28 protein-coding genes and 1 rRNA gene are annotated in these 26,483 nt (G+C 71.0%); 16 read left to right on the top strand and 13 right to left on the bottom strand.

The features are described 5' to 3' along the window. A 5S ribosomal RNA gene (gene rrf / locus D7X96_RS13785) occupies positions 1-71 on the top strand; the annotation flags it as partial. A 187-nt stretch (positions 72-258) separates the two neighbouring features. After that, entirely contained in the window at positions 259-705 is a 447-nt protein-coding gene (locus D7X96_RS13780) for a hypothetical protein (RefSeq protein ID WP_120551755.1), read from the top strand. Here the strand turns inward: D7X96_RS13780 and D7X96_RS13775 are convergent. Then, positions 702-902, bottom strand: a complete 201-nt coding sequence (locus tag D7X96_RS13775; RefSeq protein ID WP_120551756.1) for a SlyX family protein — start codon at positions 900-902, stop codon at positions 702-704. The genes D7X96_RS13780 and D7X96_RS13775 overlap by 4 nt on opposite strands. Positions 903-933: 31 nt before the next feature. Here D7X96_RS13775 and D7X96_RS13770 point away from each other — a divergent pair, with 31 nt between their 5' ends. Next, the gene (locus tag D7X96_RS13770; protein WP_014392969.1) at positions 934-1,233 is read left to right on the top strand and encodes a tetratricopeptide repeat protein; all 300 of its coding nucleotides are present in this window, start codon (positions 934-936) and stop codon (positions 1,231-1,233) included. 14 nt (positions 1,234-1,247) lie between these two features. Here the strand turns inward: D7X96_RS13770 and D7X96_RS13765 are convergent, their stop codons facing one another. From D7X96_RS13765 to D7X96_RS13755, 3 genes are all read right to left on the bottom strand, one after another. Beyond that, on the bottom strand, positions 1,248-2,216 hold the full coding sequence (locus tag D7X96_RS13765; protein WP_120551757.1) for a tetratricopeptide repeat protein: 969 nt from the start codon (positions 2,214-2,216) through the stop codon (positions 1,248-1,250). Positions 2,217-2,225: 9 nt separating this feature from the next. Next, complete coding sequence (locus tag D7X96_RS13760) at positions 2,226-2,570, bottom strand: DUF7577 domain-containing protein (RefSeq protein ID WP_120551758.1); 345 nt, start codon at positions 2,568-2,570, stop codon at positions 2,226-2,228. Between the two features lie 68 nt (positions 2,571-2,638). Then, a complete protein-coding gene (locus tag D7X96_RS13755; protein ID WP_120551759.1) occupies positions 2,639-3,055 on the bottom strand; it encodes a hypothetical protein in 417 nt (138 codons plus the stop codon). 216 nt (positions 3,056-3,271) lie between these two features. On the opposite strand from D7X96_RS13755, the gene D7X96_RS13750 reads away from it, so the two are divergent. Beyond that, entirely contained in the window at positions 3,272-3,463 is a 192-nt protein-coding gene (locus D7X96_RS13750) for a hypothetical protein (protein ID WP_120551760.1), read from the top strand. A gap of 58 nt (positions 3,464-3,521) precedes the next feature. Here the strand turns inward: D7X96_RS13750 and D7X96_RS13745 are convergent, their stop codons facing one another. From D7X96_RS13745 to D7X96_RS13725, 4 genes are all read right to left on the bottom strand, one after another. Next, positions 3,522-4,352, bottom strand: a complete 831-nt coding sequence (locus tag D7X96_RS13745; protein ID WP_121769911.1) for a hypothetical protein — start codon at positions 4,350-4,352, stop codon at positions 3,522-3,524. Further along, positions 4,349-5,098 carry a hypothetical protein gene (locus D7X96_RS39965; RefSeq protein ID WP_158626578.1) on the bottom strand — a complete coding sequence of 250 codons (750 nt, stop codon included), beginning with the start codon at positions 5,096-5,098 and terminating at the stop codon, positions 4,349-4,351. The genes D7X96_RS13745 and D7X96_RS39965 overlap by 4 nt, the downstream gene beginning before the upstream one ends. Beyond that, complete coding sequence (locus D7X96_RS13730) at positions 5,095-7,143, bottom strand: TonB-dependent receptor (protein ID WP_244219576.1); 2,049 nt, start codon at positions 7,141-7,143, stop codon at positions 5,095-5,097. The genes D7X96_RS39965 and D7X96_RS13730 overlap by 4 nt, the downstream gene beginning before the upstream one ends. A gap of 165 nt (positions 7,144-7,308) precedes the next feature. Next, entirely contained in the window at positions 7,309-7,695 is a 387-nt protein-coding gene (locus D7X96_RS13725) for a hypothetical protein (protein ID WP_120551763.1), read from the bottom strand. 195 nt (positions 7,696-7,890) lie between these two features. Between D7X96_RS13725 and glpD the strand changes: the two genes are divergently transcribed. From glpD to D7X96_RS13705, 4 genes are all read left to right on the top strand, one after another. Further along, positions 7,891-9,588 carry a glycerol-3-phosphate dehydrogenase gene (gene glpD / locus D7X96_RS13720; protein WP_121769908.1) on the top strand — a complete coding sequence of 566 codons (1,698 nt, stop codon included), beginning with the start codon at positions 7,891-7,893 and terminating at the stop codon, positions 9,586-9,588. Positions 9,589-9,870: 282 nt separating this feature from the next. Next, on the top strand, positions 9,871-11,682 hold the full coding sequence (locus D7X96_RS13715; protein WP_121769907.1) for a S8 family serine peptidase: 1,812 nt from the start codon (positions 9,871-9,873) through the stop codon (positions 11,680-11,682). A gap of 201 nt (positions 11,683-11,883) precedes the next feature. Next, complete coding sequence (locus tag D7X96_RS13710; RefSeq protein ID WP_147468299.1) at positions 11,884-12,531, top strand: hypothetical protein; 648 nt, start codon at positions 11,884-11,886, stop codon at positions 12,529-12,531. Between the two features lie 61 nt (positions 12,532-12,592). Beyond that, positions 12,593-12,802: a hypothetical protein gene (locus D7X96_RS13705; protein WP_120551773.1), complete on the top strand. Its 210-nt coding sequence runs from the start codon at positions 12,593-12,595 to the stop codon at positions 12,800-12,802. A 4-nt stretch (positions 12,803-12,806) separates the two neighbouring features. Here the strand turns inward: D7X96_RS13705 and D7X96_RS13700 are convergent, their stop codons facing one another. After that, positions 12,807-13,373 carry a CDP-alcohol phosphatidyltransferase family protein gene (locus D7X96_RS13700; RefSeq protein WP_120551767.1) on the bottom strand — a complete coding sequence of 189 codons (567 nt, stop codon included), beginning with the start codon at positions 13,371-13,373 and terminating at the stop codon, positions 12,807-12,809. Positions 13,374-13,564: 191 nt separating this feature from the next. Between D7X96_RS13700 and D7X96_RS13695 the strand changes: the two genes are divergently transcribed. From D7X96_RS13695 to D7X96_RS13660, 8 genes are all read left to right on the top strand, one after another. Beyond that, positions 13,565-14,458 carry a DUF4846 domain-containing protein gene (locus D7X96_RS13695; protein ID WP_121724233.1) on the top strand — a complete coding sequence of 298 codons (894 nt, stop codon included), beginning with the start codon at positions 13,565-13,567 and terminating at the stop codon, positions 14,456-14,458. A gap of 256 nt (positions 14,459-14,714) precedes the next feature. After that, positions 14,715-18,134: a PAS domain-containing protein gene (locus tag D7X96_RS13690; protein ID WP_120551768.1), complete on the top strand. Its 3,420-nt coding sequence runs from the start codon at positions 14,715-14,717 to the stop codon at positions 18,132-18,134. After that, on the top strand, positions 18,131-18,595 hold the full coding sequence (locus tag D7X96_RS13685) for a response regulator (protein WP_120551769.1): 465 nt from the start codon (positions 18,131-18,133) through the stop codon (positions 18,593-18,595). The genes D7X96_RS13690 and D7X96_RS13685 overlap by 4 nt, the downstream gene beginning before the upstream one ends. Beyond that, positions 18,592-20,166: a hybrid sensor histidine kinase/response regulator gene (locus D7X96_RS13680; RefSeq protein WP_120551770.1), complete on the top strand. Its 1,575-nt coding sequence runs from the start codon at positions 18,592-18,594 to the stop codon at positions 20,164-20,166. Before D7X96_RS13685 ends, D7X96_RS13680 begins: the two co-directional genes overlap by 4 nt. A gap of 29 nt (positions 20,167-20,195) precedes the next feature. Next, positions 20,196-20,846 carry an EcsC family protein gene (locus D7X96_RS13675; RefSeq protein WP_121769905.1) on the top strand — a complete coding sequence of 217 codons (651 nt, stop codon included), beginning with the start codon at positions 20,196-20,198 and terminating at the stop codon, positions 20,844-20,846. 56 nt (positions 20,847-20,902) lie between these two features. Beyond that, on the top strand, positions 20,903-22,183 hold the full coding sequence (locus D7X96_RS13670; RefSeq protein WP_121769904.1) for an ABC transporter substrate-binding protein: 1,281 nt from the start codon (positions 20,903-20,905) through the stop codon (positions 22,181-22,183). Continuing rightward, positions 22,180-23,058 (top strand): carbohydrate ABC transporter permease, encoded by an 879-nt coding sequence (locus D7X96_RS13665; protein WP_120553024.1) that lies wholly within the window; start codon positions 22,180-22,182, stop codon positions 23,056-23,058. The genes D7X96_RS13670 and D7X96_RS13665 overlap by 4 nt, the downstream gene beginning before the upstream one ends. After that, a complete protein-coding gene (locus tag D7X96_RS13660; protein ID WP_120553025.1) occupies positions 23,055-23,864 on the top strand; it encodes a carbohydrate ABC transporter permease in 810 nt (269 codons plus the stop codon). Before D7X96_RS13665 ends, D7X96_RS13660 begins: the two co-directional genes overlap by 4 nt. Positions 23,865-23,866: 2 nt before the next feature. Here D7X96_RS13660 and D7X96_RS13655 read toward each other — a convergent pair whose 3' ends face one another. From D7X96_RS13655 to D7X96_RS13640, 4 genes are all read right to left on the bottom strand, one after another. Continuing rightward, entirely contained in the window at positions 23,867-24,184 is a 318-nt protein-coding gene (locus D7X96_RS13655) for a type II toxin-antitoxin system RelE/ParE family toxin (RefSeq protein WP_120553026.1), read from the bottom strand. Positions 24,185-24,200: 16 nt separating this feature from the next. After that, positions 24,201-24,443 carry an addiction module protein gene (locus D7X96_RS13650; RefSeq protein ID WP_120553027.1) on the bottom strand — a complete coding sequence of 81 codons (243 nt, stop codon included), beginning with the start codon at positions 24,441-24,443 and terminating at the stop codon, positions 24,201-24,203. A 66-nt stretch (positions 24,444-24,509) separates the two neighbouring features. Continuing rightward, positions 24,510-25,166 carry an SDR family oxidoreductase gene (locus D7X96_RS13645; protein WP_120553028.1) on the bottom strand — a complete coding sequence of 219 codons (657 nt, stop codon included), beginning with the start codon at positions 25,164-25,166 and terminating at the stop codon, positions 24,510-24,512. Positions 25,167-25,276: 110 nt separating this feature from the next. Beyond that, positions 25,277-26,455, bottom strand: a complete 1,179-nt coding sequence (locus D7X96_RS13640; protein ID WP_244219574.1) for a phospholipase D-like domain-containing protein — start codon at positions 26,453-26,455, stop codon at positions 25,277-25,279. Positions 26,456-26,483: the final 28 nt, after the last annotated feature.

Genomic DNA, 26,483 nt, shown 5'->3' with positions numbered 1-26,483 from the left:
CGGAAGTTAAGCCCTCCAGAGCCGATGGTACTCCGCGGGAAACCGCGTGGGAGAGTAGGTCGCTGCCGGATTCTTTTTGAAAGCCCCTGGTGCCGCAAGGCGCCAGGGGCTTTGTCTTTGCGGGCTTGTGACACCGTTCGTCTTGGATTGATCCGACGGCATGCGAACGTACGGGTGCCTGGCTTTGAGGCTGGCCTGACCCTGCCTGCTTTTGCTTGAGTGGCGCTCCTTCCCCCTCTCTGGACAGGAGCCTCTCGCATGCATCTGCTTCGAATCTACGCCGCTGGTCTGTTCGCGCTAGGGCTCCTGCTGGTCCCCGCGGAATCCAAGGCGCAGCAGTCCGGTGTCCGCCTGGGCGTGGGCGCGGACTACTGGGTCGACACCAGCGCGGCCTTCAACTTTACGCTGGGCGTTGAAGGGCATGTCGCGGGTCCACTCTTCGTGGGTGCCCGGTTCGGCGCGGTGCTCGTCACGGACGGCAACATCATTGGCGTTCCGTTGGACATCTCGCTTCGCGCGACGGTGGGCAAGACTGTCTACATCGAGGGGCTCGCCGGTCCGTGGATCTTCTTCAAGGGTGACACCTTCAAGGCCCACGCGGCGTTTGGCTTTGGCCTCCAGGGCAAGGCCGCCAGCATTGGCGTCGAGGTGGGCTACCTGGACCCGAACCCCATCATCGGCCTGCGGCTGGGCTACAAGTTCTAGTAGTGCGGCGGCCGCTCCTGGTGGCGCGCGTCCACCAGGCCCGGCTCGGCGTCCAGCTTGCGCTTGAGCTGGTCCAGCTCCGTCCGGAGCGCGTCGATGACGCGCCCCTGCTGGTAGAGGACGTCACTGAGCTCCTGCAGCAGCTCCTGCTGCTGCGTGTAGCGGATTTCCAGCTCGACCAAGCGCTTGTCTTCCATTGCCGTCTTCTCCGCTCGGGGACCGTGCCCCATGAATACCCTTGAACATCTCCAGCGTGCCCGCGAGCTGCTGGGACGCGGACAGCCCGAGCTGGCGGAGTCCGCGCTGAGTGACGCCATCGATGCGGCCGTGGCGGCGGAGGACCTGGTCCTCCTCACCCAGGCCCGGTTCGCGCTGGGGGAGCTGCTCTTCCAGCAGGGCCGCGATGAAGAGGCAATCCCCTTCCTCCAGGCCGTGGTGCGCACCGAACGGGCCGACGGGTCCGTGGATGCGCCGGTCATCGCCTCCGCTCGGATGCTCCGCCAGATTCGCGGGCAGGAGCCACGCTGACGCTCCCCTGAGCTTCAGGGCAGCCGGCACTGCTCCCGGATGAGGTCCATCCGCTGGGGGAAGCGCCGCTCCAGGTCCGTGCGCGTCTGGCGTGCTCCCTCGAGCTTCCCCGCCTTCACCTGGAGGGTGCAGAGGGTGGACAGCGCTCGTGTGTCCGAGGTGTCCAGCCGATCCGCCTGACGCAAGGACTCCTCGGCGGCGACCTGGTTTCCCGCCTGGAACCAGGCGATGCCCAGCTGGAAGTGGCCTTCCGCGAGCTTCGGGTCCTTCTGCACCGCTTGCTGCAACAGGCCCACGGCTTCGCGGCTGCGGCCCTCCCGGGTGCGCACCAGCCCCTGTTCCACCAGGAGCCGGGCCGGTGGGACCTTACCCTCCAGGGAGGTGAAGACCTTCAGGGCATCCTCGGGCCTGCCCATCCGGCTGAGCAGCCGGCCGTAGCGCACGCCCACGAGGGGATCTCCGGGGGCCTGGCTGTAGGCCCGGGCGAGGGCGTTCGTGGCGCCTTCGAGGTCGCCTTTCTCCTCGCTCAGGTCCGCTCGCAACAGCTCCGCCCTGGGGTCCGCCGGCGCGAGCTGGCGCGCCTTGCCCAGGGACTGCTCCACACAGCGGGACATCCGCTCCCGGTCGCAGATGCGCGCGAGCAGCAGCTGGGTCTCCAGGGCGTTGGGGTCCCTCCGTTCGGCTTCCAGGGCCAGGTCGTGCGCTTCCGCGGGGGCTCCTTCGCGCAGGAGCTCGGCCGCCATGCGCAGGTCCGCTGCCGTGGCCTTGTCGTTGTGCTTCAGGGGCACCAGGAACTGGAGACGGCCTTCCACGCTGTCCGTGGCGCGGGCGATGGCCAGCTCCTGCTCGGGCATGTTGCGGGGCAGGAACAGCGGGATGACGTGGATGGCGAGCGCCACGCCGCAGACCCAGAGGACGCTCCGGAGACCCTGGTTCCGGCGCCGGCCGCTCCGCTCCCCGGGGGCGTTGGATGGGTCGCTCATGGGGGAATTCTAAACGGCGCGCAGGCGCGGACGCAGGCCGGAGGGGAGCTCCAGCTCACAGCTCCAGCAGAGCTCGAAGTTGGCGGGGTTCTCTTCTCCACACCGTGGACAGGTCACCGAACGATTGGCGGCCTCCTGGTTGGCCTGGAGCTCCGCGAGCACCTGGCGCCCGGCCTCCAGTTCCTGCGGCAACAGCCACAGCTCCACCCAGGCCTCGGTGCTGGGAATCTCTCCGCTCAGCGGGACCAGGGACTCGCCTCGGATGTCGACCGAGAGCCCGGCGGATTCCAGGGCTCCTGCCAGCATCCGTGCCTCTCCGACCGTGCGGTGCACGGAGAACTGCACGCGCTTCATGCTGCTTGTCTGTCAGATGCGGGCCCCCGGGGCAACCCGCCCCGGTTGCTCCCCTGCTGTGCGCCTTCTCATTCGTCGTGACGCAGCTGATGCGGCAGCACGGCGTGGGCGTGGCGGGGGGCTCGCGCGTGGAGCTCCGCCGTCAGCAGGGCGTCCAGCTCCGCGAGCAGGCGATCATACCGGCCTCCCTTCGCGGGCAGCCGCTCCGTGGCGAGCCTCAACCGGGGTGTCTCCTCGTCCTCGAAGGCGAGCGTGACCGCCAGCGCTTCCGGCCCTCCTGATGGGGGCCCGAGCGTGGCGGGTTCGGGCTCTCGCTGGAGGGGTTCCAGCAGGGGGGCCAGCCGGTGGATCTCCTCCGGCGTCAGGTCCCGCTCCACCACCGGTTCTCCCTGCTCCAGGACGCGCAGGTGCTTGAGGCCTTCCACTCGCAGCGCCTGCGCTCCCGTGTCGGTTTGACCACTGCGCTCGTAGGTCACGGTCTTCACCCGCCGCACCTCCCTGGCGTCAGGAGTAGGCATCCGCCTGTTCGCTGGCATCCGGAAGCGAGCGTGCCGGGCGCTCATGGCGCGAGGAGGGCAGCCCGAGCGATGGCTGCCGGACACTGTGCAGCGCCCCCTGGGCCCCTGCGTTTCCCGGGCGCGTCTCCCTACCGTGCCTTCCGTCCGGGCGCCCATGCCCGGACACACGGAGGTCGCGGAACGATGAGCAAGAACAAGAACCCGAGCCCGAATGATCAGCGCTCCAACACGAAGAACCCCGAGCGCCCGGAGCACAAGTCCGCCCAGGACAACCGCTCCAACCAGATGAACCCGAACCGTCCTCCGAACACGCCGTCCCACATGCCTTCGCACGGCGGTGGCATGACGGGCGGGGACGACACCTCGAAGCGCTGAGCGGCAACGGGAGAGGCCGGCCGCGCGTTCCGGCCGGCCCCTCCGCGTCAGGCGGTCTCTAGCGGACGCGCGGCGAGCACTCGCCTTCGCCGCGGTAGTGGCCCACGGTGCGCACGAGCGCGGTGATGAAGTCGCGCAGCGTCCGCACGCTGCCCGCGCCTCCCGTGCCGTACTGGTCCGACGGCAGCGACGTCAGGTCCACCAGGCCCAGCTCATCCAGGGTGACTTCGCCGTCCGGGCCGACGATGCCCGTGCTGTCCGCCGCGGCGATGGCGTCGAAGCGCATCTTCGCGTCCGTGGACTGGAGGTCGTCGAAGAAGAGGTGGTCCCCGTGGATGGTGAGCTGCACCGTCTCCGTGCCGCCCTTGGGCACCGTCACGCCGTTGCCGATGTCCTCGCTCTCGCAGTGCTCGTAGAGCGTGTTGGTGGCGAAGCCCCAGTGGAAGCGCTTGGTCGCCGAGCCCTTGGTGGCCGTGCCCTCGACGTAGACGGACCAGCCTTCGGCGTTCATCCGCGTCACGTCCTCCGCGTCCGCGTTGCCGGCGGTGGCGTCAGTGAAGGGGGCGATGGCGTAGCTCACCTCGTCCCATTCCTCGGCGGCCAGGTCGTTGAACGTCGTCACGTTCACGGGGCCCGGACGGTGCACGTCGTACACCTTCGCGGCGCTCTGCTCCGCGGCGGTTTCGCCTTCGTGGTTGGCGACCTTCACCTCGCCCAGCTTCACGAGGAACTTCGTGTACTTCACCGTCCAGCCATCCTCGAAGGCGCTGGCGGGGATCTCCTTCTCGATGAAGTCCTCCCCGTAGGTGGTGAACGTCACGTTGCCCTGACCCGACGAGCAGGCGACCAGGGCCAGGCAGGACACTCCCATCAGCCAATACTTCTTCATTGCGCGGCTCCTTCCACCCACGTCACGACGTAGGCGCTGGTGTCTTCCACGCCGCGCACCAGGCCGTTCTGGGCCTGGCTTCCGGCGGGGAAGGTGGAAACGCCGGCCGCGTCCGGAAGCGACGCGGTGGCGAAGTCGATGCGGTCCATCCAGGTCCCCAGGTCCACCGCGATGCGCACGTGGCCGGCCTCCTTCTGGAGGTCGCGCTCGAAGCGAACGCCTTCGATGGCCTTGGGCAGGTCCACCACGGCGTCGAAGCGCACCGTGGCTCCGGACGTGTGCGTCGCGGTGCCTCGCACGTGGGCCTGATGGCCTCCGAGGAGGTTCTGGGCGTCCGTGGCCGCCGTGGGCGTCACGAGCGTCAGCTCCAGTGAGCCATACGAGCCCGTGACGGCGTTCGCCTCACCCAGGTTGCCGCCCGCGAGCAGGTCCACCGTCTGGGGCGTCAGCACCTCGCCCAGCGCGTCGCCGGGGACGTAGTGGCCGGGGTGCGCGTTCGCCGTGCCTCCGATGAGCGAGTACCAGTCGAAGCGTCGCGACAACAGGACGCGGCCTTCGAAGAAGCGCACCGAGCCCACCGAGAGTTGCGCCGCTTCGGGCGTCACCGTCCAGCCGTACTCGTTGGGCGCCGTGGGGGCTGTCGCCGTCATCGTCACGGCGAAGGTGCGGCGCTCCGCTTCCGTCTTGTCGCCGCAGCCCAGGCTCAGCAGGGCCACGCTCAAGGCCAGTGCAATCGGGTTCTTCACAGGTGGACCTCCAGGGTGAGCGAGGCCACGCGTGGTGCCCCCGCGGTGAAATGTCTGGCTGGAATGAGGCTGGGCCAGGCGGTGGCGTCGAAGCGCGAGCTGTAGACGAACTCGCCGTCGCGCCAGCGCGCGTTGAGCAGGTTCTTCACGTCGAGCCGCAGCGCGAGCGCTCCCCGGCGCAGCGCGGCCTGCGCGTCCGCGAGGAACACCGTGTGGCTGTATTCGTCGTAGGGCAGGGGCCTGGGGCCGATGAGCGTCAGGCCCGTGCCCAGGGACAAGATGGCGTCGATGGCGGGCAGCGGCTTCTCCCAGCCGAGGTCCGCTCTCGCGACCAGTGGGGCGAAGTAGGGGAGCTTCGCGCCCGTCTTCGTCACCGTCGCGTTCGCCACCGTGGCGCTCAGCGCCGCCGTGAGCCCTTCGAACGGACGCGCCTGCAACGCCGCGGAGATGCCCGTGCGCAGCGTCTCTCCCGTGAAGACGGTGGTGCCCACCGTGTGGTCGAAGAAGAAGTCGTCCGCCACCTGCGAGCCGAAGACGCTCGCCTGGAAGGACAGGCGTTCTCCTTCCCTCCGGGTGCCCAGCTCCGCTCCGTGCACGTTCACGAAGGGGGCCTGCTCTCCCTCGGAGAGGCTTCGCGCCTGCGGGGAGCGGAAGCCGTCTCCGTAGCTGGCGAAGAGGGCCCAGGTGTCCGTGAGCGCGTACTCGACGCCGGCCTTCGCGCCCCAGTGCACTCCGAAGGCGCTGCGTGAATAGCCCTGCCCGTCGTAGTAGCGCGGGTCCCGGAAGGCGAGCGCGTCGAAGACCTCCACGCCCAGCGCGTCGGCTCGGCCGCCCAGCCGGAAGGCCCAGCGGCCCAGCGGGAGCCTTACTTCGGCGTAACCCCAGACGTCCGTCTGGGTGAGGTCCGCGTCCACTTCGTCCGCGAAGAAGGTGCCGTCCGTCTCGCGGTAACGGCGTTGCGTCTGGTGGATGCCGTCACGTCTTCCTCCGAGGCCCAATTCGAGCGCGAGGGGACGGCCGAAGAGGGTGGCCTGGCGGCGGTGCTCGGCGCGCAGGCCCAGCGTGGTGCTGTCGTTTGTCTGCTCCAGACCGTCACCCCGGTCGTCCACGCGGTAGCCGGTGAAGTTGTTGCGCAGGCGCAGGTCCGAGAGAATCCCGAAGGCCTCCAGGCGCGTGCGCGCGGTGCCTTCTCGCGGCAGGTCCACTCCGATGAGCAGCTGGTGCCGGGAGACCGTGCCGCCCTGCCGGGGGAAGGAGCCGGAGTAGAAGGTGCGGCGGCCGGCCTCGAGGTCGTCCTCGCGCACCACTCCGGGCGAGTCGAAGCGCGTGACGTAGCTGCCTCCCAGGACCTTCGCGCTCACGCCCTGGCCCAGGTCCACGTTCGCCTGGGCGAGCAGGGCGGCGCGGCCGTAGCCTCGCTGGGGGCCGAAGCCGTTGCTCTCTGCTATCTCCGCCGCCGCGAAGGTGCCGGGGTCCTCTCCCGGGCGCACCGTCACGACGAGCCGGCGCGTGTTGAACTGGCCCAGCGTGCCCGCGAACTCCACTCCCTTTTCGCGGGCGCCCAGGTCCATGCGCACCGTTCCCGCGACCGCGAAGTCCCCCTGGAACGCCCGGTAGGAGCCCTCCGTCACCTCCAGCGATTGGACGAGCTCCGGGATGATGAAGTTCGTGTCCGCGTAGCCGAGCGCGTGGATGTGGCTCACCTCGTTCACCGGCAGGCCGCCGACGTTCAGCTCCACGTCCTGACCGTGGAGCGCGTCGAAGCCCCGGAGGAAGAGCTGCTGGGCCTTGCCCTCGCCGCTGTGCTGCGAGGCCACCAGGCCCGGGACGACCCGCAGCACGTCCGTCGCGTTCGTGCGCGGGGCCGTGTCGAGGATGTCGCGGCCGATCGTGACCTCGGCGGCGCTCTGGGCCGGGCGCGTTCCGCGCACCACGGTGGAGCGCTGCTGGGGGGCTTCTGTCTCCGTGGGGCCCGTGGCTTCCTGCTCGGAAGGCATGGCCGTGGAAAGACATGTCGAGAGCGTGGCGAACGCGATGAGCAACATGGTCACGAGGACACGTCCCCGGCGCGCGTCGGGACGCGCTCCAGGGCGTGCGAGGGGAAAGACAGACGGTTTCGGGACGAAGACACACGCTCACGCAGGGCCTGTCCGGCCTTGGCCAGACGGTCCGCGTGCTCGCGAGTCACGGAGGTCCGAAGTGCGCCGTGCTTATGGGCCCTGCGGCATCGCCGCGGACCGCAGGCGCTGTCCCGGCGACCACTCCGGGCTCCTCGCCGCTTCCACCCGCCAGGACACCCAGCGCAGCTTGGGCGGCACGAAGACCGTCCAGGCCGCCGCCACCGCCAGCAGGTGCTCCACCGAGCCGGTCAGGTGCTGATGGCCATGGCCCTGCTTCGCTCCACCGGACTCTCCGCCGGACTCGTCTGGGCACCCGGTCTTCTTCGCATCACAGGTGCTGGCGGTGTGGTGGACGTGACCGCCCAGGCCCGCGCCGTGGCCCACCACCGCGTGCAGCACCGGCGCCACCGCGAGCCCGTACACCAGGACCCACAGTCCCAGGAACGCCAGGTCTCGTCGGTCTCGGGAATCCCACACGGGGTTTCAGGGCGTCCAGGAGGGGGGAGGTGAGGCGGCTGCCTCCCTATCCGTCCTCCCCATGACACGCAAGGCCACCTCCGCCGCTCGCTGCGAGACAGTCCCATGACGTCCAGTCCCATGACCCCGTGGACCTCTTGACGCATCGCATTGGAATCCGCTGCGGCGGAAGACTTCCCGTCATAGACTTCCTGCGTGCGTTCCGAATCCGCCGCGCTTCGTTCCCTGCCTGCCTCCACGGAGGTTCCCGCCCCGCCTTCACGGGCTGACCGCCTGCGCTCCCTGGCGAGCGAGTCCTTCGACCTGCTCGTCATTGGCGGCGGGGTGACGGGGGCGGGCGCTGCCCGGGACGCGGCGCTGCGGGGGCTGAAGGTGGCCCTGGTGGAGCGCGAGGACTTCGCCAGTGGGACGTCCAGCCGTTCGTCGCGGCTCATCCACGGCGGCCTTCGCTACCTGGAGCATGGCCACCTGGGGCTCGTCTTCGAGTCGAGCATCGAGCGGCGCCGCCTGCTGCACCTGGCGCCCCACCTGGTGCGCCCGCTGGCCTTCGTCTGGCCCGTCTACGAAGGGGCCCGGGTGCCGCGCTGGAAGCTCAACGCGGGCCTGATGCTGTACGACGCCCTGTCCCTGTTCCGGAACGTGAAGGCCTATCAGCGCCTGTCGCTCAAGCAGGTGGTGGAGGCCGAGCCCGGCATCAAGTCCGACGGGCTCAAGGGCGGCGCGCGCTACTACGACGCGGCCACCGACGACGCCCGCCTCACCCTGGCCAACGCGCTGGGCGCGAGCGAGGCCGGCGCGGTGGTGCTCAACCACGCGTCCGTGAAGCGGCTGGTGCTGGAGGATGGCAAGGCGACGGGCGCGGTGGTGGTGGATCACCTCACCGGCGTGGAGCACACCGTGCGGGCTCGCGCCGTCGTCAACGCGACCGGACCCTGGAGCGATGAGATCCGCCAGCTGGACTCGAAGCAGGAGCGCAAGGGGCCCTCGGTGCGCGGCAGCAAGGGCGTGCACATCGCCGTGCCCCGGTCGCGGCTGAACATCGGGGACGCGCTCACGCTGCTGTCGCCCGTGGACGGCCGCGTGATGTTCATCCTGCCCGCGGATGCGTTCACGCTCATTGGTACGACGGAGACGGCCACCCGCGCCCACCCGGCCGAGGTGCGCGCGAGCGAGGCGGACGTGGCCTACCTGCTCGCCTCCGCCAACGCCTTCTTCCCGGAGGCGAACCTCACGCGCGAGGACATGGTCAGCGCGTGGGCCGGCATCCGTCCGCTGGCCGCGAGCGGCTACCACGGCAACAGCGACGCGGGCAGCGCGAGCCGCGAGCACACCATCGACGTGAGCCCGTCCGGCGTGCTGGCCATCAGCGGCGGCAAGCTCACCACCTTCCGGGTCATGGCCCGCGACGTGGTCAACGCCGTGGAGCGCCACCTGTCCCTGCCGCACAAGAAGCCCGTCACCCACGAGCAGCCCCTGCCGGGTGGCGACATCCTCAAGCTGGACGCGGAGCTCGCGGCGGCGAAGCAGGCGGTGGGGGACCCGGCCACGGGCGAGCACCTGGTTCGCGCGTATGGCAGCCGCTGGCACGCGGTGTGGGCGCTCACTCGCGAGACGCCCGCGCTGGCCGAGCCGCTGGTGGAGGGCCTTCCGTACCGCCGCGCCGAGGCCGCCTGGGGCGTGACCCACGAGATGGTCCAGACGCTGGCGGACCTGCTCATCCGACGGCTCAAGGTCGCGTTCGAGACGCGCGACCAGGGCCGCGCCGCCGCCGTCCGCGCCGCGCAGGTGATGGCGCCGCTCCTGGGCTGGGACGCCGCGGAGACGGAGCGTCAGCTGGCGGCCTATGCCGTGGATGCCCAGCGCATCTTCGGCGTGGATCCGTCCGACGCCTGAGGGTCGCCTGAGCTTCGGGCCGGGACGGCCCTGGTGCGTCATGCGCCGGGCCAGATGGCGGACAACGGACGGGATGTCCCCCCGAGCGTTGAGCGCCCCACGTTGGTCCGGCACCGGATGTCCGTCGGGCGCATGACAGCCGCCCGAGCAGTCGTCCTGCGACCATGCTTAAATCGCTCTGGGAACGGGACGCAGGGCCGGCCCGTTCATTCCGGCCCCCTTTCGGGGGCGGCGGAACACGGCGCGGTATTCCACGGTGGCCGGGCGAAGGAGATGCACCCCATGAAGCGTTGGCTTTGGCTTGGGCTCGGGTTGTCCGGACTGGTGGCGAGTGGCTGTGGCGGCGATGAGCCCGGGCCCATCATCGAGCCCCAGGCGTGTCCGGGCACCTCGGAGCTGGCGCTGCCGAGGACGGCGGCCTCCGCGCTGAGCGCGAACACGGCGGAGGACGGGGTCATCATCACCTACAAGCCGACGGTGAGCGCGAGCGCGCTGGGCGCGTCCGCGGACATCGCGGCGGCCGTGGAGCGCGAGGGCGGCACGGTGAAGCGCCGCATCCCGAACCTGAACATGGTGTCCGCGCGGCTGTCTCCGGAGGCCATCGCGGCGCTGAAGCTGCGCCCGGACGTGGTCTCCGTGACGCCCAACCGCCGCGTGTTCGCGATGGGCCTGCCCACGCCTCCGCCGCTGGTGTCGTGGCAGGGCGCGTTCAGCTCGCAGGGGTCGGTGGGCGAGTACACCGAGGGCCTGAAGATGGTCCAGGCCCCGCAGGTGTGGGACTCGAACAGCGACGGCGTCTTCGACATTGGCGCGCCCACGGGCGAAGGCGTGAAGGTGTGCGTCATCGACAGCGGCTGGGACAGCAAGCACCCGGAGCTGAAGGCGGCGTTCCTCAAGGGCAGGGACTTCGTCGACGACGACGACGACGCGTCCGACCAGAGCGAGTCCCTGGGCGTGGTGACGGTGGGCGGCGGCCACGGCACGCACGTGTCCGCGACCATCCTGGCCCAGTTCGGCCCGGGCTCCGGCGGACGCGTGTCTCCCGGTGAGGACCCCAACGGCGTGGTGGGCGTGGCGCCGGGCGCGTCGCTGCTGGTGGCGCGCGTGCTGGACACGGACGGCGGCGGCCGCACGGACGACGTCATCGCGGCGGTGGACTGGTGCTACTCGCAGGGGGCGAAGATTGCCTCGCTGTCGCTGGGCGCGCCGGATCCGTCCGAGTCCGAGAAGCTCGTCTTCGAGAAGGTCTGGGACGGCGGCAAGGGCATGTTGTCCGTCGCGGCCAGCGGCAACGATGGCAAGGAGGGCATCGCCTATCCGGCCGCGTACCTGCCGTCGGTGATGGCGGTGGGCGCGGTGGACCTGAAGGGGGAGCACGCGACCTTCTCGCAGTCCGGCCAGGAGCTGTCCGTGGTGGGGCCGGGCGTGGGCGTGCTGAGCGCCACGGTGCTGGGGGCGGCGTCGCTGTCCTCGCTGACCGTGGCGTCGGGGCCCATCGCTTCGGCGCCGCTCACGTACACCGCGCAGGGCACGTACACGGGCCGGCTGGTGGACTGCGGCCTGGGCGCGGACCGCTCGGCGTGCGGTGCGTCCGCCACCTGCGAAGGCTTCGTCGCGTACGTGGACCGCGGCGACCTGTTCTTCGAGGAGAAGGCGCGCAACGTCATCCAGGCCGGCGCCCGCGCGGTCATCATCGGCAACAACGTGGAGGAGGACGGGGACGGCACCTTCACGCTGGGCTCCGCGAACGACCACTGGGTGCCCACGGTGTCCGTGTCCATGGCGAACGGCGCGATGCTCAAGAAGCTCGTGGGCAAGGAGGTGACGGTGTCCACCACCGGCCTGGACTACCAGCGCGAGTCGGGCACCTCCATGGCCACCCCGCACGTGTCGGGCGTGGCCGCGCTGGTGTTCAGCGCCCGGCCGGACCTGAGCCCCGCGCACGTGCGCGCGGTGCTGGAGAAGACGGCGAAGGACGATGCCGTGACGCCGGGCAAGGACAAGAAGTACGGCTACGGCCTGGTGCAGGCGGCCAAGGCCGTGGAACTGGCGCGCTCGCTGCCCGAGGGCGGCGGTCCGCTGCCGCTGCCGTAGCGGCACGCCCTCCACGCTTCGTGGGCCTGACGCCCCCGCGTCCCTCCTCCTGAGCCCAGGGGGGACCGGGGGCGTCCTGCTTTCCAGGCAGGCGCCGGGCCGTGGGTGCGCAGTCCGTGCGGACGGCCGGGCGACGCGCCTCTGGCCCGGTGGCTCGCATCGTGTGTGCACGCACCTTCCCGGAAGGGAGGCGCGCGACGCATGAGGCGAGACACCTGGCTGGGGTTGGGAATCGCGGGTCTGGCCTGCCTGCTGATGTGCGCCGGAGCGCAGTCCGACGACGCGGCGTCCGAGGAGACCACCGCTCCCGCGGCCCCGCCCGCGCAGCAGCAGGCGCCCGCGCAGCCGCCGGGGACGGGGGGCTCCGGGGCGAACACGCAGGGCACCGAGGGGAACGCTCCCACGTCGGATCCGAACAGCCCCAGCGCGGACCCCAACCCGGAGGGGCGCACGACGCCTCCCAACCCGGGCCCGGACGCGAACGCGGGCACGGGCGGCACGGGCGGCACGGGCACGGGGGCTCCCGCCGCGGCGAAGCCTCCGGCTCCCGGCGCCTCGCAAGGTGCCTCGCCAGGGGTCGCGGTGGTGGATGCCATCTACCGGGGAACGGTGGAGTCGGTGTCCCCGAAGGAGGTCGTCATCGACAACGAGGGGCTGCGCCTGCCGCTGGAGATTGGCACCCAGACGCGCATCGTGCGCGAGGGCGAGGACATCTCCGCGACAGAACTCAAGGAGGGCGAGCGCGTGCGCGCCACCGTGAACATCGTGGGCCCGAGCCACACGCGCGAAATCGCCGTGCTGACCGGAGCGGAGGCCCGCCGCGATGCCGAAAACCGGCGGCGCCGCTGACCGGGGCCGCTTGCGTCAGCCGCGCCGCTCCGTCCGCGTCTCCCGGACGGAGGTTTTCATCATGACGGTCTACGACCGATACCGGACCCTGTTGCACAAGTTGGCCCTCGTCCGCGCCCGCGCGCCGGGAGGGGAATCGCCTGAGGTGGACGCGCTGCTCGACACGATGGACGAGGTCTGGGACGCCCTGTCCGCTGGCGAGCGCGCCGCCCTGGAGCGCGAACGCGCCCGGCTGGCCGTGGCCGTGGACACGCGCGCCGTGCTCGCGTGAGGCGTCACTCGCGCACGGACTCCATGGGCGGCGGGAGTTCCTGGCCCTGGCGCTGACGCTGACGCCACACCGCCCGCGTGTAGTCCACCACCGACGCCAGCGACAGCAGCGCCACGAACGCCACGAGCGGCCGCACCAGCGGTGGGTAGAGCAGCACGCACAGCAACACCGCGAGCTGCAGCGTCGTGACGACCTTGCCCAGCATCCGCGCCTTGAGCTCGACGGCCCGCATGTCCGGCCGGAACTTCGCGACGATGAAGCCGATGGCCGTGCCGATGTCGCGCAGCAGCAGCAGCGTCAGCTCCACCGGGTCGAGCAGCCCGTCCAGCAGACACACGATGAAGGCCGTCACCATGAAGGCGCGATCCGCCACCGGGTCGATGAGCGCTCCCAGGCGCGTGGCCAGTCCCCGGTGCCGGGCAATCCAGCCGTCCAGGAAGTCCGTCGCCGCCGCCAGCACCACCAGCAAGGCCCGCAGGCGCAGGTCCGACACCGCGATGAACACCGCGGCGAGCGGCAGGCGCGACAGCGACAGTGTATTGAGCAGCACGAGGCTTGCCCGACGGTGCATGGCCTTCAAAAGGTAGTGCCCGGCACCCGGGACGCACCTGTCCGCCGTGGCGAGCGTCCAGCGAAGAACTCCCTGGCGCCCTCGGAGAACGGCGCCTGGCGGAAGGACCCGGGGACACGCGCGCGGTGTCCCACGAAGACGCCCGGGACTTCGCCCGGCCCCACCCCTGGAGTGTCCGCCCCGTGAACGCGATGGCCCCTCTGCGCCACCTGCTGGCCCTGGCCACCCTGTCCGCCATCGCGCTGTCCCTGGTGAGCCGCGAGGCCTCCGGACAGGCTCGGGCCGCGCCCCATGCCCCCTCCACGGAGGAGCGGGCGCGCTACCCGTGGCTGTCCGCCTCCGCGCGGGTGCGCTCGCTGGAGGAGACCTTCGCGACACCCGAAGGCTACACGCGCGTGCCGCTGGAGGCGGGCTCCTTTGGCGCCTGGCTGCGCGGGCTGCCCCTGCGCCCCGAGGGCTCGCCCGTGCGCGACTTCCAGGGCCGCACGGTGCTGGCGGCCTCCGATGCCCGGCTGGCGGCGGTGGGCGAATTGGACGTGGGCACCGCCAACCTCCAGCAGTGCGCGGACTCCATCCTGCGGCTTCATGCGGAGTGGCGCTGGGCGTCCGGGCACCCGGAGCGCATCGCCTACCGCTTCACCAGCGGCCACCTGGCGTCCTGGCCCCGGTACGCGGCCGGGGAGCGGGCGCGCGTCTCCGGTTCGAAGGTGACGTGGGTGCCGGGCAGCGCGGCCGCGGACAGCTCGCGGGCGGCCTTCCGGAACTACCTGCGGCTGCTCTTCACCTACGCGGGCACCCTGTCGCTCCAGGCGGAGGGCGCCCGTCCCACGCGCGAGCAGCTGCGCCCCGGCGACTTCTTCGTCCTGGGCGGCAGCCCCGGCCACACCGTGCTGGTGCTGGACGTGGCCACCAACGCGAAGGGGGAGCGGGTGGCGCTGATGGGCCAGGGCTTCACCCCCGCCCAGGACTTCCACGTGCTGGCGGGACGTGACGGGCCCTGGTTCCCGCTGGACGGGGACAGCGTGGCGACGCCCTTCTGGGCCCCCTTTCCCATGACGTCGCTGCGCCGCCTGCCGGCTCCCTGATCGGCTGAAACATGAAACACCAATGAGGTACGGCCTGGCGGACGGGCCCCCTCCCGGTGCGCTGCCTGGCGGACGGGGAGGCGGCAAAGGAGGCGTTCACAAGGGTTGTGCTGGAATCGACGGGAGGGAGGAGGCAGGTTGCGGCGCGGAGTGTTGTCCTGCAATCAACGAGGACGCAGCCGAGCCGGTCCCGTCCTCCCCTCGCGTGCCTGCCACAGCCTAAAGGGAAGGGGCGTTTCGTCCCCGAGCCTCCACCATGTCCTCCGCCGCCGTGTCCCTGCCCTCGGCCTCCCCCAGGGCGAGCATCCTCATCGTCGACGACACGCCCGGGCACCTGCTGGCGCTGGAGGGCATCCTCGCGCCCCTGGGGCAGCGGCTGGTGCGGGCCTCCTCCGGACGCGAGGCCCTGCGGCGCGTGCTGGACGAGGACTTCGCCGCCGTCCTGATGGACATGAACCTGGGCGACATGACGGGCGTGGAGGTGCTGGGCCTGTTGCGTGAGCGAGACCGCAGCCGGCGCACGCCCGTGCTGCTGATGACCGCGGGCGACGGCGACGAGAAGGAGTGGCTGGCGGCGTACGCGCACGGCGCGGTGGACTACCTGCGCAAGCCGCTGCGGCCCGAAATCCTGCTGGCGAAGGTGTCGATGTTCGTGGAGCTGTACCAGGCGCGCGAGGCCGTGCAGCGGCGCGAGGAGGCCTTGCGCGAGCGCGAGCGCCACGCCCTGGAGGCCGTCCACCGCGAGCGGCTGCACGCGTTCTTCATGCAGGCCCCGGTGGGCATCTCCATCACGCGCGGGCCGGACTTCGTCTTCGAGCTGGCGAACCCCTACTACGAGCTGCTGGTGGGCCGGCGGGTGACGCCGGGCCAGTCGATGCTGGACGCGTTCCCGGAGATGGCCTCCCAGCCGGAGGTGATGGAGGTGCTGCGCGGGGTGGTGCGCACGAAGCAGCCCTTCGTGCGGCCGGAGTTCGAGGTGAAGCTGGAGCGCGACGGGCAGATGGACTCCGTCTTCTTCAACGTCATCTACCACCCGATGGTGGAGCTGGACGGCACCGCGTCCGGCATCATCACCCTGGCCACGGACGTGACGGAGTTCGTGCGCGCGCGCCGGCACACGGAGGCGCTCACGCAGGACCTGCGGCGGCAGCAGGCCGCGCTGGCGGACAGCGAGCAGCGCCTGCGCCTGGCGCTGACGGCCACCCAGCTGGGCACCTTCGACATGGACGTGGTCACGGGCGAGCTCAAGTGGGACGCGCGCTGCAAGGCGCTCTTCGGCCTGCCGCCGGGCGAGGAGTCGTCCTACGACAAGTTCCTCGCGGGCCTGCACCCGGAGGACCGCGAGGCCGTGCAGCGGGCCGTCGCGCTCAGCTGGGACCCCACCGGCAAGGGCGACTACGACGTGGCCTACCGCACCGTGGGCCTGAAGGACGGCGTGGAGCGCTGGGTGCGCGCCACGGGCCGCACGCACTTCCAGGACAGCAAGCCGGTGCGCTTCGTGGGCACCGTGCAGGACATCACCGCGCGCAAGCGCGCCGACGCGGAGCGGGCCCGGCTGATGGCGGGGGAGCTGCGCCGCACCGAGCAGCTGCGCGGCCTGTCGCGCGCGAGCCTGGCGCTCAATGCCGCGGGCAGCGTGCCGGCCATCCTGGAGCTCGTGACGGCCAAGGCGCGCAAGCTGATTGGCGCGAACCAGTCCTTCGCGCAGGTGGCGGATGGGCGGGACGCGCCGCCGCTCGCCTCGCTGTCGGCGGCGGGGCATGAGCCCACGGTGCCGGGCGCCGCCGAGCCCGGCGTGGACGAGCGCGGCCTCTTCGCCCGGGTGTGCCAGGAGAACCGTCCGCTGCGCCTGACGCGCGAGGAGCTGCGTCAGCACGCCGCCTACGCCAACGCGCCCCCCGAGCCCCCGCCCGCGCTGCCCCTGAAGGGCTTCCTGGCGGTGCCGCTGGTGGGCCACGACGGCCGCAACCTGGGCCTGTTGCAGGTGTCCGACAAGGTGGAGGGCGACTTCGACGCGGAGGACGAGACGGTCGCCGTGCAGCTGGCGCAGATGGCCAGCGTGGCCCTGGAGAACGCGCGCCTGTACGAGACGGCGCAGGCGGAGCGGCGCAACCTGTTCGCGGTGCTCAAGCAGCTGCCCGCCGCCATCACCGTGCTGCGCGGGCCGGAGCTCATCTTCGAGATGGCCAACGACCTGCGCCTGAAGCTCACCGGGTCCCGCCCGCTGTTGGGCCTGCCCGTGCGCCAGGCGCTGCCGGAGCTCAAGGACCAGGGGCAGGTGGAGCAGCTGGAGCACGTCTACCGCACCGGCGAGACGTACCGCGGCCACGAGGTGCCCATGCGCCTGGGGCGCGACGTGGGGCAGGAGGCGCCCGAGGGCTACTTCAACCTCACCTTCCAGCCGCTGCGCAACGCCGAGGGCAAGGTGGACGGCATCGTGTCCGTGTCCTGGGAGGTGACGGAGCAGGTGCTGGCGCGCCGGCGCATCGAGGCGCTGGCCGCGGAGCTGAAGGAGCGCGAGCAGCAGTTCCGCACGCTGGCGGACTCCATCCCCCAGCTGTCGTGGATGGCGGAGCCGGACGGGCGCCTCTTCTGGTTCAACCAGCGCTGGTACGACTACACCGGGACGTCCCCCGCGCAGGTGGGGCCGACGGACTGGAAAGAGCTCATCGAACCGGAGGACGCCGCGCGCGTGCTGGAGCACTTCAACGCGGCCCTGCGCGAGGGCACGCTGTGGGAGGACCAGTTCCGCCTGCGCCGCGCGGACGGCAGCTACCGCTGGTTCCTGTCGCGCGCCATGCCCGTGCGGGACGGCGAGGGAAGAATCGCCCGCTGGTTCGGCACCAACACGGACATCGACGACGAGCGCCGCACCCTGGAGAGCCTCAAGCGGGCGGAGGAGGAGATCCGCCACCTCAACACCGGCCTGGAGAAGCGCGTGCGCGAGCGCACCGCCCAGCTGCAGGAGGCGAACAAGGAGCTGGAGTCCTTCAGCTACTCCGTGTCGCACGACCTGCGCGCGCCCCTGCGCCACATCACCGGCTTCGCGCAGCTGCTGGAGCGGCGGGCGGGGGCGAAGCTGGACGACGTGTCGCGCGGCTACCTCACCACCATCGCGGGCGCGGCCAGGCAGGGCGGCACGCTGGTGGACGACCTGCTCGCCTTTTCCCGCATGGGCCGGGCGGAGATGCGCCAGTCGCGGGTGGACCTGGGCCAGCTGGTGGAGGAGGCCCGGCGCGACCTGGCGCCGGAGACCACCGGGCGCCAGGTGGAGTGGCGGGTGGGGAGCCTGCCCTCGGTGGAGGGGGACCCGGCGCTCCTGCGGCAGGTCATCCACAACCTGTTGGCGAACGCGCTGAAGTATACCCGTCCCAAGCCGGAGGCCCTCATCGAGGTGGGGGTCCGGGAGACGGAGGCCGAGGTCGCGGTGTGGGTTCGCGACAACGGCGTGGGCTTCGAGATGCAGTACGTGGACAAGCTGTTTGGCGTCTTCCAGCGCCTGCACACGGCCGAGGAGTTCGAGGGCACCGGCATCGGGCTCGCGAACGTGCGGCGCATCGTGTCGCGCCATGGCGGACGGACCTGGGCGGAGGGCGCCGTGGGGCAGGGCGCGACCTTCACCTTCACCCTGCCCCGGACTTCTCCGCAGGAGAAGAAAGTCGAGACGCACGCGTGATCGAGCTGAAGCGGATCCTCCTGGTGGAAGACAGCGCCAACGACGTGGCGCTCACGCTGGCGGCGCTGGAAGAGGTGCACCTGGCCAACGAGGTCGTCGTGGTGCGCGACGGGCAGCAGGCGCTGGACTACCTCTTCCGCAAGGGCGAGTACGCGAACCGGCAGGACGGCCACCCGGCGGTGGTGCTGCTGGACCTGAAGCTGCCGAAGGTGGACGGGCTGGAGGTGCTGGAGAAGGTGAAGGGCGCCCCGGAGCTCAAGGCGGTGCCGGTGGTGATGCTCACCTCGTCGCGCGAGGAGCGGGACCTGGCGCGCAGCTACGGCCTGGGCGTGAACGCGTACGTGGTGAAGCCGGTGGCCTTCCCGGACTTCGTGTCCGCGCTGCGTGAATTGGGGCTGTTCTGGGCGGTGGTGAACCAGCCGCCGCCGGGCTCACCCGGCGCATCCGGAGCCTCGAAATGAGCGGTCGCGGCGGTGCCGCGCTGGACCTGACGACTCTGCCATCGGCGGAGCGGCCCCTGTCCATCCTCCTGCTGGAGGACAGCCCGCTGGACGCACAGCTGGTGGCCGCTCAGCTGGAGGAGGGCGGGCTGCCCTCGACGCTGGAGTGCGTGCAGGGGCGGGCGGCATTCGTCGCGGCGCTGGAGAAGGGGAAGTTCGACCTCATCCTGTCCGACTACAACGTGCCGGGCTTCGACGGGATGAGCGCGCTGGAGGCGGCCCAGGCCGTGTGTCCGGACACGCCGTTCCTCTTCGTGTCCGGCGCGCTGGGCGAGGACCGCGCCATCGAGCTGCTCAAGCGCGGCGCCACGGACTATGTGCTGAAGGACCGGCTGGAGCGGCTGGGCCCCAGCGTGCGGCGGGCGCTGCGCGAGGCGGAAGGGGTGCGGCTGCGCAAGCGCACGGAGGAGGCGCTGCGCCGCTCCGAGGAGCGCTACCAGCTGGTGGCGCACGCGAGCTTCGACGCCATCTGGGACCTGGACCTGCAGACGGACGCGATGCACTGGATTGGCGACGCGACGGAGGAGGTCTTCGGCTTCCCGCTGGAGGAGGTGGGCGCGGACGGAGGGTGGTGGCGCCGGCACATCCACGGCGAGGACCGCGAGCGGGTGCTGTCCGGGCTGCAGCGGGCGTTCGATTCGGACGACGACCGGTGGCAGGACGAGTACCGCGTGCTGCGCAGGGATGGCGACTACGCGTACGTGGCGGCGCAGGGCTCCATCCTGCGCGGGCAGAGCGGGGAGGCGCGGCGCATCGTGGGCGCCATGCGCGACATCACGGAGCGCCGGCGGGCGGAGGAGGAGCGGCAGAAGCTGGTGCACGAGGCGCAGGCCCGGGTGGAGTTCGAGCAGCAGCTGATTGGCATCGTGAGCCACGACCTTCGCAACCCCCTGGGCGCCATCCTCACGGGCGCGTCGCTGATGCTGCGGCGTGACGACATCCAGCCGTGGAACGCGAAGGCGGCGGCGCGCATCCTGTCCGCGGCGGAGCGGGCCACGCGGATGATCCGCGACCTGTTGGACTTCACGCAGGCGCGCATGGGCGGCGGCATCCCGGTGCAGGCGGCGCCGTGCGACTTCCACGCGCTCACGTTGCAGGTGGTGGAGGAGGCGCGCACGGCGCATCCGGAGCGCACCATCCAGATGGAGCACGAGGGGGACGGGCAGGGGGCGTGGGATTCGGACCGGATGGCGCAGGTGCTGTCCAACATCCTGGGCAACGCGCTGAAGTACAGCCCGGAGGACACGCCGGTGCGCGTGGAGAGCCGGGGCGAGCCGGATTCGGTGGTGGTGCACGTGCGCAACGGGGGCGACCCCATTCCGCCGGAGATGCTGCCGCGCATCTTCGAGCCCCTGCAGCGCGGGACGACGCTGGGCCGCTCCGAGCGCAGCATCGGGCTGGGGCTCTACATCGTGCGGCAGCTGGTGCTGGCGCACGGTGGAACGGTGGACGCGCGGTCCTCCGCGGAGGAGGGCACGGTGTTCACCGTGCGCCTGCCGCGTTCGTATACCCGGGACACGGCGTCGCCGTAGCCGCTGTCCCCCGACGGGAAGGTGGAGGCATGTCGAAGCCGCTGGAGGTCGTGAACGCCGTGCTGGACGCGGGCTTCGAGGGCCTGGGGCCGCTGTGCAGCGCGACGGGGCTGGCGGACGAGTACCTGCGCGACACGCGCTATGCGAGCCATGAAGCGCGCATCGATTCGCTCATCCACTGGGAGACGGGGAAGCTGTTCACCACGGGCTTCCTGTCCGGGCTGGGCGGCCTGCTGACGCTGCCGGTGTCGCTGCCCGCGGGCCTGGGGGTGTCATGGGCCGTGCAGGCGCGGCTGGTGGGCGCCATTGCCCGCATCCATGGACACGACGTGGAGGAGGACCGCGTGCGGACCCTCACGCTGCTGGCCATCGTGGGGGACATTGGAAAGGAAGTGGTGAAGCAGGCCGGCATTGAAGTCAGCCAGCAGCTGGGCATGCGCGCGCTGGAGGCCGTGCCGAAGCACGCGCTGAGCAGCATCAACCGCGCGGTGGGCTTCCGGCTGGTGAGCAAGGCGTCGCAGAAGGGCGTCGTGAACCTGTCGAAGGTCGTGCCGCTGGCCGGTGGGCTGGTGGGGGGCGCGGTGGATGCGCTCGCGTGCCGCGCGGTGGGGGCCACGGCACGGCGGCTGTTCGCGCCGGCTCCAGAGCCGGGAGGCCTGGTGCCCGTGTCACCTGGATGACCGGCGGCGGGGCTTGTCGTTGACGGTGGGCCCGCGCGCTGGAGTCATCCGGGCGCATGGGCCGCCTCCTCGTCCTCGTCGTCGCGCTGGGCCTCGCCGTGGGGGGCTGCCGGCGCTCGTCCGAGGAGACGGGCACCGGGGGCCGCACGCGCATCGTCTTCAAGTTCCAGCCGCTGTGGGGCGACCCGAAGCCGTTCCGTGAGCTGCTGGCGCGGTACGAGCGCGCCAACCCGGACGTGGAGCTGGTGACGGAGGCGCTGCCCAACGCGTCCGACCTGGCGCACCAGTTCTTCCTCACGTCGTTGCAGGGCGGGGCCACGGACTTCGACGTGCTGGTGGCGGACGTCGTCTGGGTGCCGGAGTTCGCTCGCGCGGGCTGGGTGGCGGACCTGTCCGAGGACTTCCCTCCGGAGCGCCTGCGCCAGGAGTTCCTGCCCGGGCCCGTGGACGCCGTGGTGATGAACGGCCGCACGTACGCGGTGCCCTGGTACGTGGACGTGGGCGTCCTCTACTACCGCACGGACCTAGTGCCCCGCGCGCCGCGCACCTACGAGGAGCTGCGGCGCTTCACCCGCGACGCGATGGCGAAGGCGCCCGGCATCCAGGGCTACGTGTGGCAGGGCCGGCAGTACGAGGGCCTGACCTGCAACGTGTACGAGGCCATCTGGGGCCATGGCGGCCAGTCGCTGGGCCCGGACGGGCGCGTGCTGTTGGAGACGGAGCCCGCGCGCGAGGCGCTGGCGTACCTGCACGGGCTCATCGCGGACGGGCTGTCCCCGCAGACGGTCACGGGCTTTGGCGAGGAGGAGTCCCGCCGCGTGTTCCAGGAGGGCCGCGCGGTGTTCATGCGCAACTGGCCCTATGCGTGGAGCGAGGCGCAGGCGGAGGGCTCTCCCATCCGGGGCAAGGTGGGCATCGCGCCCTTGCCGACGAAGGATGGACAGCCGGGGTGGGGGACTCTGGGCGGGTGGCAGCTGGCGGTGAACGCGCACGTGTCGCCCGCGCGCAGGAAGGCGGCGGCCCGGCTCATCGCGCACCTGACGTCACCGGAGGCGAACCGCGTGCTGGCGCTGCATTACGCGCGCAACCCTCCGAGGCTGGCGCTGTACGACGACCCGCGGCTGCGTGAGGAGCAGCCGTTCATCGCGAGCCTGAAGGAAGCGCTGGTGCGGGCGCGGCCCCGGCCGGTGACGCCGTACTACCTGCTCATCGCGGACGTGCTCCAGAGCGAGTTCTCCGCCGCCGTGGCGGGCCTGCGGTCTCCCGAGGCCGCGCTCACTCGCGCGCAGAAGCAGGTGGATCACCTGACCGGTGAAAAGCCTCTGGAGGAGGAATGAGGGGCGCGGGTTCACAGGCTCGGGAGCGGCGGCAGGCGTACCTGCTGGTGGCGCCGGCCGTGCTGGTGCTTGCCGTGGTGGCGCTGTACCCGGTGCTGGCGGCGATATGGCTGAGCCTGCACCGCTTCATCCTGGTGTTCGGCGAGCGGCGCTTCACGGGGCTGGAGAACTACGTCTACCTGATGGGGGACGCGCGGTTCTGGTCCGCGCTGGGGAACACGGCGTACTTCACGGCGGTGGCGGTGGCGGTGGAGCTGCTGCTCGCGGTGCCGCTGGCGCTGCTGCTCAACCGCGCGTTCCCGGGGCGGGGGCTGTTGCGCGCGTCGGTGCTGGTGCCTTGGGCGATTCCCACGGTGGTGAGCGCCCGGCTGTGGGCGTGGATGTTCAACCCGGACTACGGGCTCATCAACCGGATGCTGGGTGGGGCGGAGATCAACTGGCTGGGCGCGCCGGGGTATGCGTTGCACGCGGCCATCCTGGTGGACGTGTGGAAGACGACGCCCTTCGTGGCGCTGCTGGTGCTGGCGGGGCTGCAGGGCATCCCGGAGGACCTCTACAAGGCGGCGCGCGTGGACGGGGCGTCGGAGTGGCGGCAGTTCCGGTCCATCACGTTGCCGTTGCTCAAGCCCGCGCTGCTGCTGGCGGTGCTGTTCCGGTCGCTGGATGCGTTCCGCGTGTTCGACGCCATCTACGTGCTGACGGAGGGCGGGCCAGCGAACACGACGGAGACGCTGAGCATCTACGCGTACAAGACGCTGATGCGCTCCGGGGACTTTGGCTACGGCAGCACGCTGTCGGTGGCGACGTTCCTGGGCGTGGTGCTGCTGGCGGTGGTGTGGCTGCGCTGGCTGGGGCGCGAGGAGGGGCGGCGATGAAGCGGCCGGGGCTGGGCACGGCGCTGGCCGTGGTGGCGTTCCTCACGTTCTTCCTGGGGCCGTTCCTGTGGCAGGTGCTGACGAGCCTGTGGCCGGACGGCGAGCTGACGCGGCCATGGCCGTCGCACCTGACGGGAGCGAACTACGACAGCGTGTTGTTCGGGCGGCCGTTCCTGTGGGCGGTGTTGAACTCGCTGGTGGTGGCGACGCTGACGACGGTGTTCTGCCTCACGGTGGGAGCGTCCGCGGCGTTCGCGCTGGCGAAGCTGGAGTTCCGGGGGAGGGGGCTGCTGTTGTCCGCGGCGCTGGGTGTGTCGATGTTCCCGCCCATCGCGACGGTGAGCCCGCTGTACCTCATCCTCAACGCGGTGGGGCTGCGCGACAGCCTGGTGGGCCTGGCGTTGCCGTACACGACGTTCGCGCTGCCGCTGACGTTGTGGGTGCTGACGTCGTTCTTCCGCCAGCTGCCGGACGAGCTGTACCGCGCGGCGCGGGTGGACGGGTGCACGCCGGTGGGCGCGTTCCGCAGGGTGCTGTTGCCCCTGGCGGCGCCGGGCCTGGCGACGACGGCCATCCTGGTCTTCATCTTCGCGTGGAACGAGTTCCTCTACGCGCTGACGTTCCTGTCCACGCCGGAGAAGCGCACGGTGCCGGTGGCCATCAGCCTCTTCGCCAGCGAGTACAAGGAACCCTGGGGAGAGATCGCCGCCGCGTCGGTGGTGGCCACGCTGCCGCTGGTGGTGCTCACGGTGCTGTTCCAGCGGCGCATCGTGTCCGGGCTCACGGCCGGCGCGGTGAAGGAGTAGCTCTACGGGCGGCTACGCGCGCGGGGCAGCCAGAAGTCCGGCTGGCGGCGCAGGTGCGCGATGGCGAGCACCACCACGTCCTCGTCACGGACGAGGTAGGGCAGGGCGAAGGGGTACTCCGGAATCAGGAAGCGGCGGATGGGGGGCGTGTGATGGAGCCGAGGCCAGAGGGGCCAGCGGTCCGGGTGCGCGTGGATGGAGTCCATCGCCAGATACACGGTGTCGGAGAAGCGGTCACCGAGGCCTATGCGCTGGTCTTCATACCAGTCGATGACCTCGAGCAGCTCCGGTTCGGCAGCGCGATGCAGTCGGATGCCCATACGGGGTGGAGTGCACCTAGCGCTGACGTCGCCTCTGCTCGCGCCGCTCCTCTATTCTTTTTTTCACGTCTTCCCAATCGACAAGCTCCGCTGTCCCATCCATGACTTCCTGGGCACGGCGGCTGATCTCCTCGCCCCAGGACGCCTCGATGTCCGGGGCATCCGCGTCTGACACCTCACGCACGAGCCGGGCGCGGTCTTCCGGCGAAAGTTGCAAAACCTGGGCAATTAGCTCGTCCACGGTCGCCATCGACATCATTCTAGCTCCTCCTGGGATTCCGCGCTCGCGCGGCGGAGGAGCCTTCCTACCTGGAGGGTCTGACAGCTACCGGCCTACCGCCTCGACCTCCGCCCAGAGGCGCTTGTCCTCGAGCGCCGTGTCCAGCGGTGCCCTTCGCTCCGCGATGCGCAGCAGCACGGCGGCCAGCTGGTCCAGGTGCATGGGCTTCAGCTTGTGCAGCAGGGGCAGCTTGCCCAGCGTGTGCAGGATGCCGGGCGGCGCGTGGTATTCGCCCTCCAGCGCCGGGGGCCGCACCATCGTGTAGGGGATGCCGCTCTCGCGCACGATGCGCTCCGCTTCCGCCTTGGCCTTGAGGTACGCGCCCACCGGGCTCCCCGCTCCCACCGACGTGAGCAGGATGAAGTGGTCCACGCCCGCAGCCTTCGCCGCGTCCACCAGCTGCCGCGTGGTGCCGATGTCGCTCGTCTCGTAGGTGTCCCCGGCCGCGAAGCGCTTGCGCATCGTCCCGATGAGCTGGAGCACCGTCGTGCTGCCCTTCATCGCCTCCACCAGCGCGGGCCCGTCCGCCAGCTCCAGCACCGCCTTCTTCGGCCAGTGGTTCGCGGGCTCCGTGTTCGCGCTCCTGGGGCGCACGTGCGGCGTCACGGACACGCCTTGGGCCAGGGCCTGCCGCATCAGCGTGCGGCCCGTCGCGCCCGTGGCGCCCGCGACGAAGAGATGACGAGGCGCTGCACTGCTCATGGCGATGCCTCCCGGGCCTGATTGCAGGGCCCTGACGCGCCTCTTGAGCACACGGCCCGTCCCTTGCCCACTGTTTCCAGGGGGCACGCGTGAAACCGGACAGCCGGCCTTCAGCGGTTCGCCTGCTCGGCCTGGACCTCGCGCGCCTTCGTCAGGTCCTCCAGGAAGATGGCCTCCAGCTGACGTGCCGCCTCCACGTCCTCCAACACCAGCGAGCCCTCTTCCAGCAGGTTGAACGACAGCGCGTCGTAGTTGATGGACCCCACCAGCACCCACCGGTCATCCACCAGCATCGTCTTCGCGTGCATCATCGACGGCTGGTACTCCCAGAGCCGCACGCCCGCCGCCCGCAGCGTGTCGTAGGTCTGCCGCTGGAGCACCGTGATGGCCTTCTGGTCGTTCTTGTCCCCCGGCGCCAGCACCCGCACGTCCACGCCCGCGCGCGCCTTCTCCACCAGCAGCGCCGTCAGCGCGTCGTTGGGCGTGAAGTACGCCTGCGAAATCCACAGCCGCTTCTTCGCCGCCTTCACCATCAGCTGCGTCAGCCGCTCCGCGCGCGTCACCTCCGGGTTCGCCGTGCTGCTGACGAACGCCGCCCAGCCTTCACCCGCGGAATCCAGGCCGGGCTGGTCCACCGACAGCGTGGGGAAGTCCGTGGGAGGCAACAGCTGGCCCGTCGTCTCCTGCCAGTTCTCCGCGAAGGCCTGCTGCAGCTGCGCCACGACCGGGCCCTGGACCCGCACGTTGGTGTCGCGCCACTCCTTCTCGTTGCGCGCGTCGCCCAGCCACTCGTCCTGGATGGCCAGTCCTCCCGTGATGGCCACCTTGCCGTCCACCACGACGATCTTGCGGTGGTTGCGCGCCAGGTTCTCGTCCGCCGGCAGCGGGCGGAACAGGTGCGCCTCGCAGCCGGCCGCCTCCAGCCGGGGCTTCACCTCTGTTTCGAAAGGACCGCTTCCCAGCGGATCCACCAGCACGCGGCAGTGCACGCCCTTCTTGGCGCGCTCGGCCAGCGCTTCAATCATCCGGTCGGACGCACGTCCCGGCCGCCAGATGAACATCACGATGTGGATGGAGGCGCGGGCCCGGCCGATCTCTTCCACCATCACGTCGAATACGGCGCCGTTGTTCGCCCACCGGATGCGGTTGCGCGGCTCCATCCGCACACCCGTCGTCTGGTACAGCGCCGATGCGAAGCCCGCCCCACGCGAACCCACCTGCCCCGTGAGATGAAACGGACGGGACGACTCCTTCGTGTTGCACGCGGACGGACATCCCGCGAGCAACATCGCCCCCAACATCCCCCCCAGCCATCGC

The sequence above is a fragment of the Corallococcus interemptor genome (genome assembly GCF_003668875.1).
Taxonomy (GTDB): Bacteria; Myxococcota; Myxococcia; order Myxococcales; family Myxococcaceae; genus Corallococcus; species Corallococcus interemptor.
This window is presented reverse-complemented; position numbering and strand designations above follow the sequence as displayed.